Origin of the sequence: Myxococcus sp. CA033, from assembly GCF_013336625.1 — a bacterium.
Taxonomy (GTDB): domain Bacteria; phylum Myxococcota; class Myxococcia; order Myxococcales; family Myxococcaceae; genus Myxococcus; species Myxococcus llanfairpwllgwyngyllgogerychwyrndrobwllllantysiliogogogochensis.
Map to the genome: position 1 here is coordinate 81361 of NZ_JABUMU010000010.1, position 19366 is coordinate 100726.

16 protein-coding genes are annotated in these 19366 nt (G+C 69.9%); 10 read left to right on the top strand and 6 right to left on the bottom strand.

Annotated features, from left to right (window positions below; genetic code table 11):
- Positions 1-7 precede the first annotated feature (7 nt).
- Both HUA78_RS23605 and HUA78_RS23610 read right to left on the bottom strand, forming a co-directional pair.
- Complete coding sequence (locus HUA78_RS23605; RefSeq protein WP_174460242.1) at positions 8-472, bottom strand: hemerythrin domain-containing protein; 465 nt, start codon at positions 470-472, stop codon at positions 8-10.
- A gap of 171 nt (positions 473-643) precedes the next feature.
- Positions 644-2371 (bottom strand): hypothetical protein, encoded by a 1728-nt coding sequence (locus HUA78_RS23610; protein ID WP_174477211.1) that lies wholly within the window; start codon positions 2369-2371, stop codon positions 644-646.
- Positions 2372-2517: 146 nt separating this feature from the next.
- Here HUA78_RS23610 and HUA78_RS23615 point away from each other — a divergent pair, with 146 nt between their 5' ends.
- From HUA78_RS23615 to HUA78_RS23625, 3 genes are all read left to right on the top strand, one after another.
- Positions 2518-6291 carry a DUF4157 domain-containing protein gene (locus HUA78_RS23615; protein ID WP_174477212.1) on the top strand — a complete coding sequence of 1258 codons (3774 nt, stop codon included), beginning with the start codon at positions 2518-2520 and terminating at the stop codon, positions 6289-6291.
- Between the two features lie 115 nt (positions 6292-6406).
- Positions 6407-7789, top strand: coding sequence for an AHH domain-containing protein (locus HUA78_RS23620; RefSeq protein WP_371745646.1), 1383 nt, complete (start codon positions 6407-6409; stop codon positions 7787-7789).
- A 16-nt stretch (positions 7790-7805) separates the two neighbouring features.
- A complete protein-coding gene (locus HUA78_RS23625; RefSeq protein ID WP_174456231.1) occupies positions 7806-8375 on the top strand; it encodes an imm11 family protein in 570 nt (189 codons plus the stop codon).
- A gap of 16 nt (positions 8376-8391) precedes the next feature.
- On the opposite strand, the gene HUA78_RS23630 is transcribed toward HUA78_RS23625, so the two are convergent.
- Entirely contained in the window at positions 8392-9744 is a 1353-nt protein-coding gene (locus tag HUA78_RS23630; RefSeq protein ID WP_141641731.1) for a sigma-54 dependent transcriptional regulator, read from the bottom strand.
- Positions 9745-9986: 242 nt separating this feature from the next.
- Here HUA78_RS23630 and HUA78_RS23635 point away from each other — a divergent pair, with 242 nt between their 5' ends.
- Together HUA78_RS23635 and HUA78_RS23640 are read left to right on the top strand one after the other, a co-directional pair.
- A complete protein-coding gene (locus HUA78_RS23635; RefSeq protein ID WP_174455943.1) occupies positions 9987-10352 on the top strand; it encodes a hypothetical protein in 366 nt (121 codons plus the stop codon).
- A gap of 158 nt (positions 10353-10510) precedes the next feature.
- A complete protein-coding gene (locus HUA78_RS23640; protein WP_174455942.1) occupies positions 10511-10876 on the top strand; it encodes a hypothetical protein in 366 nt (121 codons plus the stop codon).
- Here HUA78_RS23640 and HUA78_RS23645 read toward each other — a convergent pair.
- Together HUA78_RS23645 and HUA78_RS23650 are read right to left on the bottom strand one after the other, a co-directional pair.
- Positions 10873-12057: a hypothetical protein gene (locus HUA78_RS23645; protein WP_174455941.1), complete on the bottom strand. Its 1185-nt coding sequence runs from the start codon at positions 12055-12057 to the stop codon at positions 10873-10875. The two genes, HUA78_RS23640 and HUA78_RS23645, sit on opposite strands and share 4 nt — an antisense overlap.
- Positions 12057-12950: a YncE family protein gene (locus HUA78_RS23650; RefSeq protein WP_174455940.1), complete on the bottom strand. Its 894-nt coding sequence runs from the start codon at positions 12948-12950 to the stop codon at positions 12057-12059. The genes HUA78_RS23645 and HUA78_RS23650 overlap by 1 nt, the downstream gene beginning before the upstream one ends.
- Positions 12951-13188: 238 nt before the next feature.
- Between HUA78_RS23650 and HUA78_RS23655 the strand changes: the two genes are divergently transcribed.
- The 5 genes from HUA78_RS23655 (at position 13189) to HUA78_RS23675 (ending at position 17586) form a co-directional block, all read left to right on the top strand.
- Positions 13189-13545: a hypothetical protein gene (locus HUA78_RS23655; RefSeq protein ID WP_174477213.1), complete on the top strand. Its 357-nt coding sequence runs from the start codon at positions 13189-13191 to the stop codon at positions 13543-13545.
- 82 nt (positions 13546-13627) lie between these two features.
- Entirely contained in the window at positions 13628-14122 is a 495-nt protein-coding gene (locus HUA78_RS23660; RefSeq protein ID WP_174477214.1) for a PTS sugar transporter subunit IIA, read from the top strand.
- 339 nt (positions 14123-14461) lie between these two features.
- On the top strand, positions 14462-14956 hold the full coding sequence (locus HUA78_RS23665; RefSeq protein WP_174464753.1) for a PTS sugar transporter subunit IIA: 495 nt from the start codon (positions 14462-14464) through the stop codon (positions 14954-14956).
- Between the two features lie 95 nt (positions 14957-15051).
- Positions 15052-16128, top strand: coding sequence for a saccharopine dehydrogenase NADP-binding domain-containing protein (locus tag HUA78_RS23670; protein WP_174477215.1), 1077 nt, complete (start codon positions 15052-15054; stop codon positions 16126-16128).
- Positions 16129-16425: 297 nt separating this feature from the next.
- On the top strand, positions 16426-17586 hold the full coding sequence (locus HUA78_RS23675) for a methyl-accepting chemotaxis protein (RefSeq protein ID WP_371745647.1): 1161 nt from the start codon (positions 16426-16428) through the stop codon (positions 17584-17586).
- Between the two features lie 57 nt (positions 17587-17643).
- Here HUA78_RS23675 and HUA78_RS23680 read toward each other — a convergent pair whose 3' ends face one another.
- The gene (locus tag HUA78_RS23680; protein ID WP_174460234.1) at positions 17644-19299 is read right to left on the bottom strand and encodes a formate--tetrahydrofolate ligase; all 1656 of its coding nucleotides are present in this window, start codon (positions 19297-19299) and stop codon (positions 17644-17646) included.
- Positions 19300-19366 lie beyond the last annotated feature (67 nt).

Consider the following 19366-nt stretch of genomic DNA (forward strand, 5'->3'; position numbering starts at 1 on the left):
GACTTCGTCACACGGAGGCTTCGCCCCAGTCCTTCATCTCCTCGCGGCGAATCTTGGAGGCCTCGCGGACGAGGTCCTTGCAGGACATTCCGATTTCCTTCTCGGTGACGTTCTTGGTGACCTGCGGGAGGATGTTCTGCTCCTCGTCGGCGATGTGGCGCTTCACCACTCGCTCGAGTGAGTCGACCCGGGCCTTCACGGCGTTCATGTCGTCGCGCATCCGGACGATTTCGCCCAGGAGCTTCGTCATCTCCTGATGGTCTTCTTCCGCGTGCTCGATTTTCTCGTCGCCCACCACGCGGGTGGCCTTCGGATAGACCCAGCGCTCCTCGATGGTGGTGTGCAGCATCAGCGCCTCCGCGAGCTGGATGCAGAGCTCCTTCCGGCTCGTGTCGTCCGGGGCGCGGCGGAATGCCTGGAACAAGGCGTCGACTTCGCGGTGCTGTTGAATCAAGAGGTCGATGACGTCCACGGGTGCGCTCCTTGTGTCGTTGGGGTCGCCGCACAACGGTCCGCATGCATGCGGGTCGTGGCAATCACAGGCATGGGCGCGCAAGCTCCCTCGCCATGTCCCACGTGGGGGAGTGGGCAGGGGAGCGCTCCCTCCGGGCACAAGGCGTCGAGTGCTTGAAACCGTGCGGGGCTACACCGGGGACAGCGGAAATCGCCGGAGGATGCGTGGCTCCTGTCCCACTTCGAGCAGGAACAGGGAGTCCTCGCTGGCGATGAGCAGTCGCTCGCCGGTGATATCGAAGGCGCCCGCCGAGCCCTGGAACGCGAGCCTGCGAACGGGTGCGCCATCCACCACGAGCAACCCCAGGTCCAGGAAGCGCCACCGGCCATCCGCTCCCAACGTGAATGCGGAGTCCGTTCGGCCGCCGTGCTCCTTGGCGAAGTGCTCCAGGTCCTCGGTGAAGTCCTCCTCCGTGGGCGCCGGTGTCACCGTGCCATCTACTTGCAGCTTCGGGACGGGGGTGTCGAGCCGCCAGCCTCCTCGGTCCGCCCACCGCAGGCCCGTGTCCACCGAGTACACCCCGCCGCGCCCGGAGCGGTCCTCTGCCCAGAGCAGCTTTCCATCCGGTGACGTGGCCTGCCGCTGGAGGTACTTGCGCACCTCGACCAGCTCCACCGTCGAGTCCACCCGTGCATTCACGAGATAGACGCTCCCCGCGCGCTCCACCGCCGCGGCGAGCGACATGCCCGGCGCATCCGTCACCCACGTCCCGTCGCGCAAATCCAACACATGCAGCTCACCATCGAAGGTGAACAGCGCATGCGCACCCTCCGGCGACACCGTGACGAGCCGCACCGGTGAAGGAAGCTCGTGTGTCGCTCGGACCTGTCCATCGTCGAGCCCGAGGATGACCGCGACCGAAGGGAAGCACACGAGCGCGGCGTCCTGACCGAGGAACGCGCAGCCCGTCGGCCCCTGCGTCTCCGCTTCACCCTCGAACGGCGGCGGCGGGAACAGCTCCACGTCCATCCGGTCATCCCGCAGCCAGTACCGGGCCTCGCGAGAGAACGTCATCCCCGGCCGGACCGAGCGCTCCTCAGGTGGCGCTCCAGGCTCCGCGCCGAGCTGCACACACAGGGCATCGAACGCGGTCTGGAGCGCGAGGTGCTCGAAGTCCGAGTACACATCCTCGCGGCCAGCCTCGCGCATCGCACGCAGCCGTCCATTGGACGCCAACAGCTCCTGATAGCGCACACTGTCGAGGCCCGGCATCCGCGCACCACCGGGCATCCGGTTCAACGGACGCTGTGCGGGCGGCGTCACGGGGACCTCGTCCAGAATCAGCTCGCGCGGCGTGAAGCCCGCGGCCGCCAGCTCCGCCGGCCAGTCGGCGCCTACGCCCTTCTCCGAGAGCAGTCGGCGGAGTTGCTCCGGTCCGCTGTCCGCCATGCGCGGGTCACCTCCCGGCATCAGTGGAACCACTTCGCCCTCCTCGACACAGGCCTGGAAGAAGGCGACCTGCCACACATGCTCTTCCGTCCAGCCCAGACATCGAGCCACCAGTCTCCCCAACGCGCGGTGGACAAGTCCCCCCGAGGCCGCGACATGTCCCCACCGCTCCGCTCTCGCCGAGGAGGCAATGCACTCGACGTGGCAGAGGGGACACCGCGCACCCGCATGCTCCGGGCCTACGAGTTTCCCGCATGCGCACCGGAAGTCCCGCACCGGGCCGAACACGACTTCCGACAGCGCGCCTTGTGGACTCGGTGTGCCCTCGTTGTCCTCGGTCAGGAGGACACCGGTGATTTCGCCCGACGAGCGGCCTCGCAGCGCGCGCGCGGCCTCCAGGATGGCGAGCTCCGGCGAAGTGCGTGGCGGGCGGAAGAACGCGGTGGGCTCTGGGACCTGGGTCGGCATGGCAGACCTCACGGGTGGGATGTGCCCGCGCCAGTCACGCCCCCCTGGGCGCTGGCGGTTGGCACCCCGCTCCACGGTTGCGCTAGCTTATGTCGCTGCGGCGCGAGCGGGGTGTTGAAAGCTGTCATCGAAGCGGGGGACGCACGATGGCCCAGGCGAAAGCGAAGGCGCTCCAGACGCCAGCTCCATCCCGTCCGCCCCCCGCACCTGCGCGCTCCACGCAGAATACGCACGACTTCCAACCGGCCTCCGCGCGGTCAGAACTCTTTCTCGGTGCGCTCGCGGGCGGAGGCGCCACGGAGCAGGACGCTGACGCGCTGTCCCTGTCGGGTGGAGGCGCCACCTTCGACTTCGCCTCAATCCCTCTCTTCCCACCGTCACGGCCGCCCACCGCGACGGGATGGGGCATCCAGCGCAAGGCGGCGGTGGGCCCGGAAGACGACCCCTTCGAGCGCGAAGCCGACGCCATCGCCATGGAGGTACTGGGCCTGCGCGGCGCATCGCCCGGTGGCTCGGAGGCCCTTCCCTCCGCGCCCTCGAACGCGCCTGTCCCGCCTGCCGCCAGCGTCGCGGCTGCTCCGGGCATCGCGCTTGCCGCCACTCCGCAGGCGGCACTCGAAGGTCCCTCGAATGAACCGGACGAGCGTGCGAGCGGGGCCCTCGAGTGGGAGCACGGGCTGGCTCCTCCGAGCACGCCCCCTGCGGACAGCGCGCTCCCTCCGCCTCCTGCTCCACCCCCGGCGGGTGCCGCGCCGTCCGGTGGCGACGAGGCGGGCCTCACCCTGGGCGGCAGTCCCATGCCCCAGCGGGTGCGGCGCTTCTTCGAGGAGCGCTTCGGGCATGACCTGTCCTCGGTGCGCATCCACGCCGATGGCGAGTCGGTCCGACGCAACGAGGCGCTCCAGTCCTACGCCTTCACCTATGGAAGCCATGTCTGGTTGGGCGCGGGCCAGCGCGCGGAGCCGTCCTTCATCCTCGCCCACGAGCTGGCGCACGTGCTCCAGCAGACGCAGCCGCGCGCACTCGGCGGCGAGGGCGCGGGCGGCGCACCCCAGCGCATCCAGCGTGTCCCGTATTGGGAGCCCGCCCACGAGACGGGCACCACCGCGCACCGACGGCTCATCCCCGCCATGGCGAATGCCTCCGGTGTGTTCGGCGAGGCGCCCGTGCCCGAGCGTGGCACTGGCGCGGGCGGCCTGGGGACGCGCGGTGAGGCGGACTTCTACCGGGCCTCCGGGCCCGGCGGGAACAACACCGTGGCCGTGCGCTTCAACGCCCACGACGACCCGAGGTGGTTGGGTGCGCCCGGCGACCTCGTGGCTCCCGGCGGGTATGACCATGCCGTGGGCAGTGCGCCGCAGGGCCCTCGGACGCGCGGCGGGGCCATCACGCGCGTCGACCAGGCGCCGACGCAAATCACCCTCGGCGAGATGAAGCCCGCCTTCGGCGCGGACCCCGAGCCCCAGCTCACCCGCTACGAGGAGGCCTTCCGCGCGGCGGCGGGCCACACCAACGACTACGCCAACCGGCAGCCCTCGGGGACCAACTGGAACCCGAGCATCAACCGCTTCGCTCAAGCGGACCTCACCATTCCCCCCGAGTACCAGCCCGGCAACACCAGTCAGGTGTCCCAGGACCTCATCATCAAGGAGTTCGACCTGGAGAAGCGCTCCGTCCGGCGCTACCTCCGGGAGCAGGGCTACGTCTCCGTCCCAGGACGTCTGCGCGTGAGGTTCGAGGGCAACCCGGGCTCGTGGGTCTACGCCTGGGTGCCGGACAGCATCCCCACCAATCCCCGGCTCCCCCGGAGCATCCAGGCGCTGGGGCCGCAGATCATCACCCATCTGAGAGATCCGCTGTTCCAGTTCCCCATCCGGCGCAGGACGCCTGGGCGACAACCCAAGCTGCGTCCCGCCCGGCTCGCACGTGTGCTCGGGGCTCCGCCCAAGGCGCTCAAGAAGAAGTTCGGAAAGGACTTTGGCCGAGCCATCCGGCGCCGAGGCCCGCCGCAGCTCGACCCGTTCCGCGCGCAGTATCCGCAGTGGACGCAGGCGCTCACGCGCTACTCGCAGCAGTACCGGCAGGTGTCTCGCGCGGACAAGCAGAACGCCGACGCCGCCACGGACCTGGTGAGTGCCCACCAGCGACTGTTGCGCGACGGCTGGACGACGACGCCGCTGTCCGCGGTCGAGCTGGAGTCGCGCAACACGAACAGCGCCGTGAAGATGTGGACGGGGGCGAGTGCGCGCACGTTCGGCTTCTTCCGCTACCACTTCGGCTGGCTCTTCGAGAAGGTCGCCAACGCCTATGAGTGGCTGAGAGACCGCATCCAGGGCGCGCTCAGTGCGCGCTCCACCCGCGCGACGGGCGACGGCCTCACCCGCGCTGTCATCAACGCCGCGTTCCAGCTCTTGAAGGTGGCGGGACGCATCCTGGTGGACCGCACCTTCGACCAGCTCATCCAGTCGCTCGTCGGAGGCGTGGAGGACAAGATTCAGGAGTGGACGGGCGTCGACACCGAGGAGGCGATGGACGCGCTCGCTGGTCGGATGAACGAAATCAAGGACCAGGTCCAGCGGGCCGCGATGGAGAACCTGGAGCAGTTGCTCGGAGAGTCGGTCATCAACGGTGTCATCACCGTGCTGGACCAGCTCAACGAGTTCCAGACCATGGTGGCCGACATCGGCCGGCTGGTGAGCTACGCGCGGTGGGGGCTTCGGCTCCTCGAGTGTCTGTCTCCGCCCGGCTGGGGCTGTCTGTGGATTCTCGCGCAGGCGGTGGGCGAGGCGCTGCTCGCGGAGGTGGTGGCGTCCTGCTGGTTCCAGACGAAGGCCGCGCCGTATGTCACCGCGATACCGTGGCTCGGGCGCCTCCCCACGCAATTGGCGAGCAGCGTCGTCACGTTCACCAACGCCCAGTTGCCCGGCTGGCTGAGCGGCATCCTCCGCCCCATCACCGTCTCCACGCAGGTCGCCGCCAGCGAGGTGGCTTGCCAGCCCGGAAGCGGTGGTGGAGGTGGCGGCGGCAGTGGGCGCTCGATGCCGGACCCGGCGTTGGCGGATGCGATGATTGAGCTGGCCGAGCGCGTGGGCGAGGAGCGTCTCCGGGCCTTCGCGCGCATGTCGCGACGCATGGGCATCCCCGCGGGCCGGCCGCTCACGGCGGAGGACATGCGCACGATAGGCGACCGCATCATCGCCAGTGGTGCGACGGCCGCGGACATGGAGCGCTTCGCGGCGCAGAGCAATCCCACCGCGACGGGAGGGCTGCTGGACCTGGCCACGTACCTGTTGGAGGTGCGGCGCACGGACCCGTCAGCGCCGGTGGACACCACGCAGCAGTGGGGCGTCACGGCATCGGACCGGGAGCGCCAGCGCCGTGAGCAGGCGGCTCGCGGCACGGGCACGCAACCGGGTGACGCAACGGCACCGAATCCTCCGGGGCCTGGAGGCGGAACGACGGCGTCGCGGCCCGAGGCACCTCGTGGAGGCACGGGGCCGGACACGGTCGCGGTGCCGCAGCCGGGTGCTGGCGGCGCGCCTGACACGGGGGAGGATGACCTCGTCATCGATGCGCGGACGGGACCCGCCGTGGTGGATGCGGCGACGCGGCCGTATCCGGGACGTGGCTCGGGCAGACAGGTCGAGGATGCCCGGGTGCAGGTGCGCAACGGGAGTCCCGACCATCAGTTGAACACGGAGGTGCTGCTCTGGATTTCGGGCTTCCGTCCGCCGACCGAGGAGCAGATCGCGCTCTACAACGTCCGAGCCCGCGTCGTGGTCCGGGAGCAGCAGACGGACCGGTGGCTGCTGACCTATGAGCTCATCGAGGGCGTCTCGCTGTCTCCGGAGATTCCCAACGGTGTATTGCCCGCGGGCTTCCGAATCAGCGCGCATCCTCGTGTGGCGACGCCGCGTTGAGTGAGGGCGCGGGCAGCCCATGTGGTTTCACGCGGGACACGTCTCTCCGCTGTGCGCCGGACAGGTCGAAGCCAACCTGGAGTGCTCTTCTCCCAATGAGTGGAGCCGTGGTGGTGTGGTGACTTCGCTGGGGGACGTCACCATGCATCTGCGCTTCGTCGCGACACTGTTGCCATTGTTGCTGCTGATGGGCTGTGCCACCGGGAGAGTGGTGCGACTGGAGACAGGTCAGGGTGAGGTTCTCTCCATCACTCCACGCGCCGATGAAGCGGAGCCCGTGGAGTTGGAGGAGGACGAATTCAAGGCGGCCCTCGCCCAGCAGGCTCGAATCCAGAGACCATCGGCGCAGCCGGGTGAAGCAGCTCGGCGGCTGTTCGAGATGGACGTGCGAGAGGGCGCGTTTCTCTTCGATGTGCGCACCCATCGTGTCACGCCGCTCGGGCGAGGGCAGCAACTGGAGGTGAAGCCGTCGGAGGCGGATGTCGAGCTGACGCGCGCCTACCTCCTCTGGTGCGAGCGAACAGGGCGTGAGGGAGATTGCCTGCGCTTGTTGACGGAGGGCCCCACGGTCAACGGGGAGGGGCGCTACGCGCTGGCGATGGGACTCGCGCAGGGCGCGGTGAATGAAGAGATGTTGGAAGCCTTCAAGGAGATGACGGACCCGCAGGCGATGTTGGCGGCGGCGGTGTGGACGGGGACGCTGTACCTGATTTTGTGGACGGTGCCCGAGCCGGTGAGCAAGGGCCTCGCGGCGGTGATGACGGCGACGCTGGTGGTGTACCTGGGCGTGGACACTTTCTGGGGGCTGGTGACGGGCTTCCGCGAACTGATGGAGTCAGCGGACCGAGCGCGCACCTTTGGAGAGCTTCGCGACGCAGGGGAGCGGTACGGCAAGGTGATGGGGAGGAATGCGGCGAGGGCCTTCGCGCTGCTGGCCACTGTGGCCGTCGGAAGTACGGCGGCGGGATTCGCGCGGCAGGTGCCAATGCTTCCCGGTTCGGCGCAGGCCTCCATGCATGCCGGCTCGCGGGCGGGGCTCGTGCTCTCCGCCGTGGGCGAGGTGCAGGCGGTGACTGTGACGAGCGAAGCCGTCACCATGGCGGTGGGGCCGGGTGCGGTCGCCACGACAGCCCAGGGGTTAGGCGGTACAGCTGCCGCGCCGGTGGACGCCAAGGGGCATGACCACCACATCGCCACGGACAAGTGGTGGGAGTCCACGAATCAAGGGGGGCCCTGGTCGCCGCAGTTCCAGAGCCTCTTCGATAAAGCGGGCATGTCGCTGAACGACCCGGCGAACATCGTCCGCATCAAGGGGCACAAAGGGCCGCACCCGCAGGAGTACCACGAGGAAGTCTTGAACCGGCTGTTCACCGCGACGCGAAGCTGCCGAAGCATCCAGCAGTGCCGTCAGGCTTTGACGGCGGAACTCCAGCGACTGGCGCGGGAGATTTCCAAGGAAGGCTCCGAGCTGAACAGGTTGGTGACTCGTGCCAGGTGACGCCACAATGGTCGGCATGCCAGAGCGGTACTTCGAACTCACCGAAGACATGAGCATGCCGGGGCGTTGGGCTCTCGGAACACCCACGGACGCTGGCGGCAGGGAGCTGGATGACCCCTGGGCCTTCACGGATGGCCGCGCCTTGCCCGACCCGGGGCGCTTGAGGGTTCCCGTGGTGACACCGGGAAAAGCGCTCGGCTTCACTCGCGCGGGTCTCTGCATCCCCGTGGTTCATGCCGGGGTGGCCGCGGTCTTCTCAGCGTTTGCCCCGGGTGACGTGCAGCTCATTCCGGTGGAGGTGCGGGAACAGGCCGAGCCGTTCTACATCCTCGTGGCGACCCGGCTTGTCCGATGCATTGATGACCAGGCCTCGCGTTTCATCGAACGCTGGACGACAGAGGACGAGCAACCCGAAAAGGTAGGCGAGTACCGCAACGTTCGGGGACTGCGCATCGACCCGACCCAGGTGGGGTCGACGAGGGTGTTCCGCCCGTGGGGCTGGAACGTGGCGCTGATTGTCTCCCTGGGCATCCGCGAGGCCCTGGAGCAAGGGGACACCACCGGCATGAAGTTCACGGAAGTCTAGGGACGGCCTCGCCGGCTCAGCCCTCGCCCTTTCCGCCGGATTCGTACTTCTTGCGCTTGCGCCACAGCGTGGACGCGTCGATGCCGAGTACCTTCGCCGCCTCGTCCAACGTCGGCGCGGAGGTCATCACGCGCAGGGTGTGCTCGCGCTCCACTTCCTCCAACGTGTGCGGCCCGCCCAGCGTCACCACCGAACCCGCCGCCGCGGCGATTCGCTCCGGAAACGCCTGCGGCTCCAGCACACCCGCCGGCCATACGATGAGCGCTCGCTCCACCGCGTTGCGCAGCTCGCGCACGTTGCCCGGCCACGGATACGCCAGCAGCATCTTCTCCGTCGCGGGCGACAACTCCGGCGTCGTCGGCCGCTGCGCCGCCTTCGCGAAGAACGCCACGAACCGCCTCGCCAGCGGCAACAGGTCCTCCGGCCGCTCCCGCAGCGATGGCAGCTTCACCTCGATGACGTTGAGCCGGTAGAGCAGGTCCTCGCGGAACCGTCCCTCCGCTACGTCCTTCTCCAAGTCGCGATTCGTCGCCGCCACCACGCGAACGTCCGCCTTGCGCGTGCGGCCCTCGCCCAGTCGCTCGAACTGCTTCTCCTGGAGGAACCGCAACAACTGCGCCTGGAGCGCGGGGCTCATCTCCGCGATTTCATCCAGGAACAGCGTGCCCCCTTCCGCCTGCTCCACCCGCCCCGGCTGGTCTTTCACAGCCCCCGTGAATGCCCCGCGCACGTGGCCGAACAACTCACTCGCCAGGAGCTGTTCCGACAGCGTCGGACAATTCACCGTGACGAAGGGCCGCCGCCGCCGGGCACTCATCGAATGCAGCGCCCTCGCGAGCACGCCCTTGCCCGTGCCGCTCTCTCCCCGCAGCAGCACCGCCGCGTCGGACGTCGCCGCGCGGGAGACCAGTCCAATCGCCGCATGCATCACCGGCGACGTCGTCTCCAGCGTCGCTTCCGGCACCGCCTGCGCCAGCTGCCCCTCCAGGCTCTCCAACTGCGACGACAGCGCCCGGTGCTCGCGCGAGCGGTCCAGCACATGCCGAATCTGCGCCGGCGTGAAGGGCTTGGGCAGGTAGTCGCGCGCGCCCCTCCGCACCGCCTCCACCGCCGTGTCGAACGTCGCGTACGCGGTGATGAGCACCACGTCCAGGTTGGGTGACTCGGCGAGCAATCGGGGCAGCAAATCCAATCCGCTCGAGGTGCCCAGCCGCAGGTCGACGAAGGCCAGGTCGGCCGGCCCCTGGGCGAGCGCGGCCAGCGCCGCCTCCGGAGTGGCCGCCTCCCGCACCTCGCAGCCGAACCCCTCCAGACACACCCTCAAGGTGTGCCGGATGTTGCGCTCGTCATCCACCACCAGCACCCGCATCGGGCGCTCCCCGGAAACGGGGGCCTGCTCCAGCCGTGCATCCATGCGTGGAGTCTAATTGCATCACCCGAGCCCGGCCGTGCGACCTGCACGACGTGAGTCCTCACGGGGACTTCCACGGCGCCCGACTCGCTCCCGCCGTGCGGTTCGCAACCCGCGCCCCGCCCTTTCGTGCAGGCTGCAACACACCCCCTGCAACCAATGCTGGCGTTGGTCCCCGGATTGCGGTGGAACAGGGGCCTATGGGTTTGAATGGGAACAACGAGGGTGGCGACGACAACATCTTCACCCGAGACAGGCCCCCCACCCGCAACGAGAAGCGCGTCCGCCAGGGAGTGACACTGGGCATCGTGCTGTTGGTGCTTGCCGGCGTGTGGGCCTATCTCCAGGGCGGAGAGAACCGCGCCATCAACGCCATGTCCCCCGCCCAGCGCGAGGCCCTCTTCGAGGAGACGCGCGACAGCTTCGACCTCATGTGCCTGGGCGACGCCGGCCCCCGCCTCCTCCGGCGCTGCCAGAAGCAGGCGGAGTTCATCCAGCGCTTCCCGGAGTGTGACGAGGCCTGCCGCCAGGAGCTCGCCCCCGTGCTGCGCAACGCCGTGCGCTGAGCACTCCGTCGCGGACTCGACGGTGGAGGCCTTGCGCGATGCACGGCCTCCCACGCGCACGCTTGCCGAATGCAACGGCCACGGGACTTCGAGGGACACGGCCCCTCGGAGGACCGACGACGACGCGCGGCACGGGGCTTGCCCCTGGAGTCGCCGTCATGCGTCCCAATCCGCACCTGTCCGTCGTGTCGTCCTCCCCTGACTCCGCTGTCGAGCGCGAGCCCGCCACCCTGGCGCGTCCGTGGTGGAAGGACCTGCTCTGGGTGCTCGCGCTGGGAGGCGCCCTGGCGGCCATGGTCGGCTGGTTGGCCTCGGAGCGCCGCGCGGTGCTGTCCCTGGAGCCCGACGCGCGCGCCGCCGTGTTCGACGATGCGTGGGCGGGCTTCCAGCGCCTCTGCTCGACCCCCATGCACACGGGGTTGGTGCCGCGCTGCCGTGAGCAGGCCCGCTTCCTGTTGCTCTTCCCCGAGTGCCAGGGCACCTGTCAGGAGCAGGCCCGGCTCCACGGCCGCGCGCTGCGCTAGTTGAAGTTCACCGTCGTGCGCGCCAGCACCAGCCAGGAGGTGCGTCGGTCCGGCTCCTCGAGCGGCGCCGTGTCGTAGCGCTGGACGTATCCCGCGACGCCGACCCCCAGGAAGGACGTGGTCCACCAGCGCACGGCGAGGGCGCCGCTCGTCCCGCCACCGGATTGCACGTCGGAGGCACCACGGCCCAGCCACAGTCGCTCGACGCGCGCGGCCACTTCCAGCGCGCCCAGGGGGAGATGCCCCTCGCGCAGCGCCTGGAGTGCCTGGGCGGAGTCCTCGTTCGCTCGGGGCCAGGAAGGTCCGTCGTCGCGAGGCTTGCCCCAGGCCACCCAGGACACCTCCAGCGAGGCGCCCTGGCTCTTGAGTTCGGGCAGGGCTTCGCGCGGCGTCTCCGGGTTTCCATCCGTGTCGCGCGAGCGCCGCTCCCATGCGGCGGCGGCCTCCGCGGCCACTCGCACCGGCCCCACGTCCAGGCGCGCGTGCGCCTCCGTCACGGTGCGCGTCCCACTCACGGGAGGCGGCCGGTAGTAGACGAAGCCCTGCGGGCCGATGCCGCCGATGCCCGCGCGGTCATAGGCGCTCTCCACATGCGCCCCCGCGCCCACGCGCACGCCCCAGAAGGACTCCGGCACGCCCGCCGAGCGGCCCCACCGGCCATCGACCCGGGCATCCAGCGCGGGCAGTTGGTTGTCATTGCCCAGGGGGCTGCGCGAGCCGTTGCCCACGCGCACCCAGGTCTCCACGGGCAGGTTCATCGGTGACCACCGGGCCTCGAGTCCCAGGTCTCTTCGGGGCCAGAAGGACTGCGCCAGGCCCGACAGCTCGGGGATGGCGCGGGCCTGCAGGTTCTCGTCGTGCGCGCTGGGGAACAGCGGCGTCTTCGTGTAGCCGAGCGACAGGCGCACGTCGCGCAGCACCGTCACCGCGACGAAGGCGTCGATGAGGGCGGGCTTCTCCTGGGCCCACTCCGCCACGCCGCGCGCCACCAGCCAGGGGAGGGGACGGGCCTCCGCGCCCAGCCGCAGGCGCGCGAGGGTGAAGCCGTCGAAGCCCTCCACGTCCGAGGCGTGCTGGCGGTAGTCCAGCTCCCCCACGAGCGTCGGCTTCAGCCACGCCTCGTCCGCGAGCGCCGGCGCGGAGGCCAGGGCCCAGAGCAAAAACCACGGAGTGTGTCGCATCAGTCGACCGGGATGATTTGGAGGAAGTGCGTGGTGCCGTTGGTCTCGTCGTCGTCGTGGTCCGCGGCGAAGAGCCGGCGGTTGACGGCGTCGTACGCGAGCCCGCGCACCTGCTGGAAGCCCGTGGCCAGCGCGGACGTCGAGCCGTCCGTGGTGGAGATGCGCAGCACCGTGCCCTGGCGCGTGCCGGTGAGCAGCGAGCCCCCAGGCCCCAGGGCCAACAGGTCCGGCTCGGCGATGGTGGCGAGCGTCGTGAGCGACGACGGGTTGGACAGCGGGGAGCGGTACACCTTCCCGGCGATCTGGTCGGCGATGTAGAGCGTGTCTTCCACGGCCAGCACACCCACGGGCTTCTGGAGCGCGCCCACCAGCTCCGTCTCGGTGCCCTCCAGCGTGACGTGCGCCACCGAGCCCACGTTCACGTTGTTGTTGCGCACGAAGTAGCTGTCGAGCAGCCGCCCGTCCTTCGTCACCGTGAGGCCGATGCGGCGGCGGTTGACGGGGAGTCCCGGCACGGTGCCCGGGGTGCCATCCGGACGCACGAACAACACCGCGCCCGCGTTGCCGAATCCGAAGCGCACGGTGACGAGGGTGCCGTCCTGGAGCCGGACGACCTCGCCCAGGTTGGGGCTGTTGGCGGGCGCGTCCGGGAGCGTGGCCGCCACCGAGACGCCTTCTCCATCGCGGTACTTGAGGAGCCGGTGGTTCTGGTCGTCGGCGATGTAGAGCGTCTGCGTGGTGGCGTCCCAGAACAGGCCATTGGGGTCGCCTTCGAGAGGAATCGCGCGAGGGCCGCGCTCCACCTGGGTGCCCGAGTCCGGGGAGCCCGGGTCGGAGTCGTCACAGGCGCAGAGCAGCGCGCAGAAGAGGAGTGCGGAGGAGAGGGGCTTCATGGGGCGCGCATGCTGCCACACCGGGTGGGCGGGCAGGCGGGCGAGCGCGGCCCGGGACACGCGGGAACATCGCAACGTGCCGTGCCTCGCGGGGCTCCTGGTTGCGGTCTGCAAGGTGCCGACGCGAGCCCCTGGAAAAAGGCTCCGGATTCCGAGCGTCTGGCGCGAGGGTGGTCGGCACGGCGGATGCGATGGGGAGGGGCGTGCGCGGGTCATGAAGGCCCGGCACGGAGGACCCATGTGGCTGCCCCGATTCGTGAAGTCACTGCCGTTGTTCCACTCGCGGGCCACGCCGGAGGTCGGTCCGTCGCTCGGTGAGGCACCGCTCAAGGCGGTGCGTCTGCTGGGCGTGGAGCGGCTGGTGGAGGCGCGAGTGCGTGCGGAACATGCATTGGATGGTGCTCGGCGGTGCTCGTGCTGCCGAGGCCTGCTGGAGCACGTGTATGACCGGCTGGGCTCCACGCTGTTCCTGGATGACGACCCCGAGCTGCTCGCACGGGCGTTCGACGATGACGAGCGGGATGCCTTCACGGCGCGGGTGCTGGCCGCGTGCATCGTCCTGTCCGGGCGCGAGCGCGTGGCGGTGGCGGTTTGAGGGTCCTCGAGTCGGGCGAGTTCGTGGCGGAGCCTCGGTGCTCCGCCGTGCGGGTGGTGATGTGCCGCCCTGGGAGGAAGGCATGTTGAGGTGGACCGAGTTCCTGGACGTGGAGGCCATCCGCCCGTCGCTCGTGGCGAGAGACAGGGGGGCGGTGTTGCACGAACTGGCGGGGCTGATGTCGGCCCGGGCCGGGGTGTCGCAGCGAGAGCTCGCAGTGCACCTGCTGGCGCGAGAGCAACTGGGGTCGACGGTCATGGAGGGAGGCGTGGCGGTGCCTCACTGTCGCCATGCGGGCGTGGAGCGCATCGTCACCTGTCTGGGCATCCACCGGGGTGGGCTGGCGTTCGGCGCGCCCGAGGATGGGCTGGTGCGCATCTACGTGGGCATGGTGTCGCCACCGGACACGGCGGGGCTGCACCTCAATGTGCTCTCGCGCATCGCGACGCTGCTGCATGACCCCGAATTGCGCGCGGAGTTGATGGCCGCGCCGTCGGCTGGAGTGATGCGCGCGCTGCTCGTTCGCGCGGAGGAGGCGTGCCTGCCGCTTCGCAACGAGATGTCTCTCGCGCGCTGAGTGCGGTGCGCGGATGGGCCGCCCTGGAGGGCGAGGCGGATGTCGGGCACGGAGCATCTGGCGGAGCCGGTCCAAGGGCGGCGAGGCGTGGACCGGGCCGCTCCGGAGGGCGTGTCCCGCGGCGCTCGACGTTCTCGCTCGATGACGCGGCGGTCCGTGGGTTCGCCTTCGACGAGGTTGAGAAGGCGAGAGGGGCGGGGTCGAAACGACTGAGCCCGAAAAACCGGAGAGAAATGTGTAGTGGGCTCGAAGAAAGACAGCGGAGGGATGCGGAATCGCGGCGGTGGACACATCTCTGCGCCGACTCGGGAGGCAGCCGGGCGCCCGAGGAGGTGAGGCATGCTGAGGTGGACTGATTTCCTGGACGTAGAAGCTGTCCGCCTGTCGTTGGAAGCGCGCGAGCGGGTGGGGGTGGTGCACGAGCTGGCGGGGCTGATGTCGACTCGGGCGCGGGTGTCGCCGAAGGAGCTGGCGGCGCATCTGCTGGCGCGTGAGCAGCTGGGTTCGACGGCGATGGTGGGGGGCGTGGCGGTGCCGCATTGTCGGCTCGCCGGCGTGTCGCGCATCGTCACCTGCGTGGGAGTCCATTCCCAGGGCGTGGACTTCGGCGAGGCCGACGGAGGGCGCGTGCACGTCTTCGTGGGCATGGTGTCGCCGCCGGACACGGCGGGCCTGCATCTCAACGTGCTCGCGCGCATCGGCGCGCTGTTGCGCAACGCGCGGCTGCGCGAGGCACTCCTGACGGCGCCGTCACCCTCGGCCCTGCGCGCGCTGCTCGTCTGCGTCGAGGACGCGCACGTGAATCACCGGTCCGAAGTCGCATTGGCCCGGTGAGGGCAGGGCGGCTTGCGCACGGTCGCTGACAGATAGCGAGCACAGTCCGAACCCGGGCCATCCCGCGCCCGGTGCTCCTGGTAGCGTCGCCGGCCGTGACGACGACTTCGAGCTCGACCCCCCGCTGGTTGCTGTATGGCGCCTCTGGCTACACCGGCCGCCTCATCGCCGAGGAGGCCGTGCGTCGGGGCCACCGGCCCGTGCTGTCCGGCCGCTCCCGCGAGAAGCTGGCCCCGCTGGCCGACGCGCTCGGCCTGGAGGTCCGTCCCGCCGCGCTGGACGACTCACGCCAGCTCGCCGCCGCGATGGAGGGCCTGCCCCTGGTGCTCCACGCCGCCGGCCCCTTCGTCCACACCAGCGAGCCCATGCGCCAGGCCTGCCTCGCCTCGCGCACCCACTACCTGGACATCACCGGCGAGATTCCCGTCTTCGAGGGCTCCTTCCGCCATGACGCCGAAGCCAGGGAGCGCGGCGTCTCGCTGATGTCCGGCGTCGGCTTCGACGTCGTCCCCACCGACTGCCTCGCCCGCTACGTCGCCGAACAGGTCCCCGGCGCCACCGAACTCGACATCGCCATCTGCGCCGGCTCCCAGGCCAGCGCCGGCACCACCAAGTCCGCCCTCCTCCAACTCCCCGAGGGCGGCAAGGTCCGCCGCGACGGCGTCCTCCAACCCTTCCCCATGGGCCAGGGCGCCCGCCGCCAGCGCTTCATCGACCGCGAGCGCACCGTGATGCCCATCCCCTGGGGCGACCTCTCCACCGCGTACCGCACCACCGGCATCCCCAACATCACCACGTACATGGCCTTCCCCTCGTCCTCCGCCCGCGCCCTGCGGTGGTCCTATCCCGTCCTCCGCCAGGTCCTGAAGGTCGGCCTCGTGCGCGACGGATTGATGAAGCTCGTCGAGTCCCGCGTGAAGGGCCCCGACGCCGACATGCGCCTGTCCAGCCGCTCCCAGGTCTGGGCCCAGGCCCGCGCCCCGGATGGCCGCTCCGCCCAGGCCTGGCTGGAAGTACCAGAGGGCTACGCCTTCACCGCCCGCGCCTCCATCCACGCCGTGGAAGAGCTGCTCGCCCAGCCCTCTCCCGGTGCCCTCACCCCCGCCGGTGCCTTCGGCGCCGACTTCGTCCTCCGCGTCGATGGCTGCCGCCGCCTCGACTCCCTGGGATGATCCTTCCAGTGCAGGGGTCTATTTCCACCCAGACTGGTGGAAACCCCTCGGGTGACACTGTGGGATGACCTTCGGGGGGAGGCTTAGCAGCAAGTGTTCAGTTGGCTATCCTGCGCTTCGGCGGATCACCGGTCCGTCCGAGCTTCAGGGGGTCCTCGGGGCCCCTCGGAAGGATGGCGACATGAGCTGGCGCAGCAGGCTCCCCAGGGAGCCGCGCTTCAACTGCCGGAGCCTGGCCGGGTGGGACGGCGGCATGACGCCGGAGGGCTCCGTGGTCGCGGAGAGGGAGGGGGCTCGGTGCGTTTGAAGCTGAAGCAGAAAGTGATGCTGTCTCCGGCTGTCGCCGCGGTGTTCCTGGCGGTCATCTTCACGGTGGTGCTGGCGGGCGGGGCCTCGTGGCTGGTGGGGGCGCTGTCGCTGGTGTGTCTGGCGCTGATGGTGGCGCTGTCCTTCTGGCTGCACCGGGAAGTGGCGGTGCCCATGGCGCGGCTGTCGGCGGTGGCGCAGAAAATCGCCCAAGAGGGGGATTTGACGCAGCCCATCGACACGGCCGGGCAGGACGAAGTGGGGGACCTGGGCCGCAGCCTTCAGGTGATGGTCAACCGGCTGCGCGAGGTGCCCGCCACGCTGCGGTCCGTGGTGATGGAGCTGTCCTCGGCGGCCGCGCAACTGACGCAGGCGAGCCAGGACCAGGTGAACTTCCTCACCAACCAGTCCCGCAGCCTCACCGAGGCGAGCACCACCATCGCCGAAATCGCGCAGACCTCCAGCATGGCGGCCAGCCGCGCGGAGATGGTGCTGAAGGTGGCGGCGCAGGCGGACGCGTTCAGTTCGTCCGGCCAGCAGTCGATTGAGCAGAGCGCGGAGGGCATGCAGCAGATTCGTCAGCGGGTGGGCACGCTGGTGGGCAGCATCGCGCACCTGAGCGACCAGGCCGTGCACGCCGGGGAAATCATCAGCAGCGTGAAGGACCTGGCGGACCAGTCCAACGTGCTGGCGCTCAACGCGGCGATTGAAGCCGCGCGCGCGGGCGAGGAGGGCCGGGGCTTCGCGGTGGTGGCGCGGGAGATGCGCGCGCTCAGCGGCCAGTCCCTCCAGAGCACGCAGCGCATCGGCAAGATTCTGCTCGAAATCAATCAGGCCATCCGCCAGACGACCTCCATCGCGGAGGGCGACAGCGAGAAGATGGAGGAGAACATCGAGCAGGTGCTGGCCTCGGCCGACTCGCTGAAGGAAATCACCACGGTGGTGCAGGAGAGCAGTCAGGCGGCGCGCCAGATTGTCGCCTCCGTCACCCAGCAGAACGCGGGCATCGCGCAGATGACCGAGGTGATGACGCAACTGTCCTCGATGATGGCGGACGTTGTGACTTCCACCATGACGGCCGAGGAAGCCGTGACGCAGATCAACGCCACGCTCGGCCGGCTCCAGGAGCTGTCCACGTCGTTCCGCGTGTGAGCGCGGGAGCGGCCCGACGTCCGGGCCGCCCGTGCTCGTCGATGCAGCGGGCGACGGCTACTCGCCCTGCATCAACCCGGTGATGCGGCCGTCGTCGTGGACGGTGATGCGCTTCGCCGCCGGCTCGCGAGGCAGGCCCGGCATGGTGAGGATGTCGCCCGTGAGCGCCACCATGAAGCCCGCGCCCGCGGACAGGCGCACCTCGCGCACCGTGAGCGTGAAGCCGCGCGGACGGCCCTGCTTCGTCGCGTCATCCGACAGCGACAGGTGCGTCTTCGCCATGCACACCGGCAGCTCCGAGCCTCCCAGCTCGCGCACCATCTCCAAATCCTTGCGCGCCGACGCCGTGAAGGCCACGTCCTCCGCGCCGTACACCGTGCGGGCAATGGCGCGGACCTTCTCCTCGGGGGACTGCTTCAACTCGTAGAGGAAGCGCGGAGCGGGCGGCGCCTCATCCGTCGCGTCCAGCATCGCGAGCACCCGGTCCGCCAGCTCCAGCGCGCCCTCGCCGCCGCGCGTGAAGCCCTCGCACACGGCCATCTCCACGCCGCGCTCCTTGCCGAAGGCGCGCAGTTCGTCGAGCTCCGACTCCGTGTCCTGCGGGAAGCGGTTGACGCACAGCACGGCCGGCAGGCCGAAGGCGCGCACCGATTCCAGGTGCTTCTCCAGATGCGCGAAGCCGCGCGCCAGGGCGGCGCTGTCCGGCTCGGCCACGCGCGCGAGCGGTGCTCCTCCGTGGTACTTCAGCGCGCGCAGCGTCACCACCAGCACGACGCCCCGAGGCCACAGGCCGGTGTTGCGGCACTTGATGTCGAGGAACTTCTCCGCGCCCAAATCGAAGCCGAAGCCCGCCTCCGTCACGACCTCGTCCGCGTAGGCCAGGCCCATCCGCGTACCCACCACGGAGCTGCAGCCGTGGGCGATGTTGCCGAAGGGGCCGGCGTGCACCAGCGCGGGGCCGCCCTCGCGCGTCTGCACCAGGTTGGGCATCAGCGCGTCCTTCAGCACCGCCACCATGGCCGCCGCCGCGTCCACATCGCGCGCGCGCACGGGCTTGCCGTCCGGCGAGTGGCCCACCACGACGCGGCCCAGCCGCTCCTCCAAATCCTTGAGGTTCTCCGACAGCGCGAGGATGGCCATCACCTCGCTGGCGGCGGTGATGTCGAACGCGGCCTCTCGCGGGACGCCGTGAGCCTTGCCGCCCAGGCCGATGATGACGTTGCGCAGGAACCGGTCGTTCATGTCCATCGCGCGCCGCCACCGCACCCGCGTGGAGTCGATGGCCACGGGCTGGCCGTAATACACGGCGTTGTCGACCAGCGCGGCGAGCAGGTTGTTGGCGCTGGTAATCGCGTGCAGGTCACCGGTGAAGTGCAGGTTGATGTCCGCCGCGGGCTCCAGGCTGGACTGTCCGCCGCCGGTGCCTCCGCCCTTCACGCCGAAGACGGGACCGAGGGACGGCTCTCGCAGCGCGGCGACGGCCTTGCGTCCGCGACGACGCAGGCCCATGGCCAGGGCCACGGACATGGTGGTCTTCCCCTCGCCAGGAGGCGTGGGGTTGATGGCGGAGACGAGCACGAGCCGTCCCTGCCGGTCGCCCTGCTTGCCGAGCGCGTCGAGTGACACCTTGGCGCGATTCGTTCCCCAGGGATGCACGTCGTCGGGAGCCAGGCCCAACTCGGCGCCCACTTCTGCGATGGGTCTCAGCTTCATGCCGAGGACTCTCGATGCGGCGGCGTCACGGGTCAACGGGGGAAGTGTACGGGACGCGCGCCTGTGG

Coding starts and splice junctions, on each gene's coding strand:
- HUA78_RS23610 (WP_174477211.1), bottom strand. CDS start 2,371: ATGCCGACCCAGGTCCCAGAGCCCACCGCGTTCTTCCGCCCGCCACGC.
- HUA78_RS23650 (WP_174455940.1), bottom strand. CDS start 12,950: ATGAAGCCCCTCTCCTCCGCACTCCTCTTCTGCGCGCTGCTCTGCGCC.
- HUA78_RS23625 (WP_174456231.1), top strand. CDS start 7,806: ATGCCAGAGCGGTACTTCGAACTCACCGAAGACATGAGCATGCCGGGG.
- HUA78_RS23680 (WP_174460234.1), bottom strand. CDS start 19,299: ATGAAGCTGAGACCCATCGCAGAAGTGGGCGCCGAGTTGGGCCTGGCT.
- HUA78_RS23640 (WP_174455942.1), top strand. CDS start 10,511: ATGCGTCCCAATCCGCACCTGTCCGTCGTGTCGTCCTCCCCTGACTCC.
- HUA78_RS23645 (WP_174455941.1), bottom strand. CDS start 12,057: ATGCGACACACTCCGTGGTTTTTGCTCTGGGCCCTGGCCTCCGCGCCG.
- HUA78_RS23635 (WP_174455943.1), top strand. CDS start 9,987: ATGGGTTTGAATGGGAACAACGAGGGTGGCGACGACAACATCTTCACC.
- HUA78_RS23660 (WP_174477214.1), top strand. CDS start 13,628: ATGTTGAGGTGGACCGAGTTCCTGGACGTGGAGGCCATCCGCCCGTCG.
- HUA78_RS23665 (WP_174464753.1), top strand. CDS start 14,462: ATGCTGAGGTGGACTGATTTCCTGGACGTAGAAGCTGTCCGCCTGTCG.
- HUA78_RS23630 (WP_141641731.1), bottom strand. CDS start 9,744: ATGCGGGTGCTGGTGGTGGATGACGAGCGCAACATCCGGCACACCTTG.
- HUA78_RS23615 (WP_174477212.1), top strand. CDS start 2,518: ATGGCCCAGGCGAAAGCGAAGGCGCTCCAGACGCCAGCTCCATCCCGT.
- HUA78_RS23655 (WP_174477213.1), top strand. CDS start 13,189: ATGTGGCTGCCCCGATTCGTGAAGTCACTGCCGTTGTTCCACTCGCGG.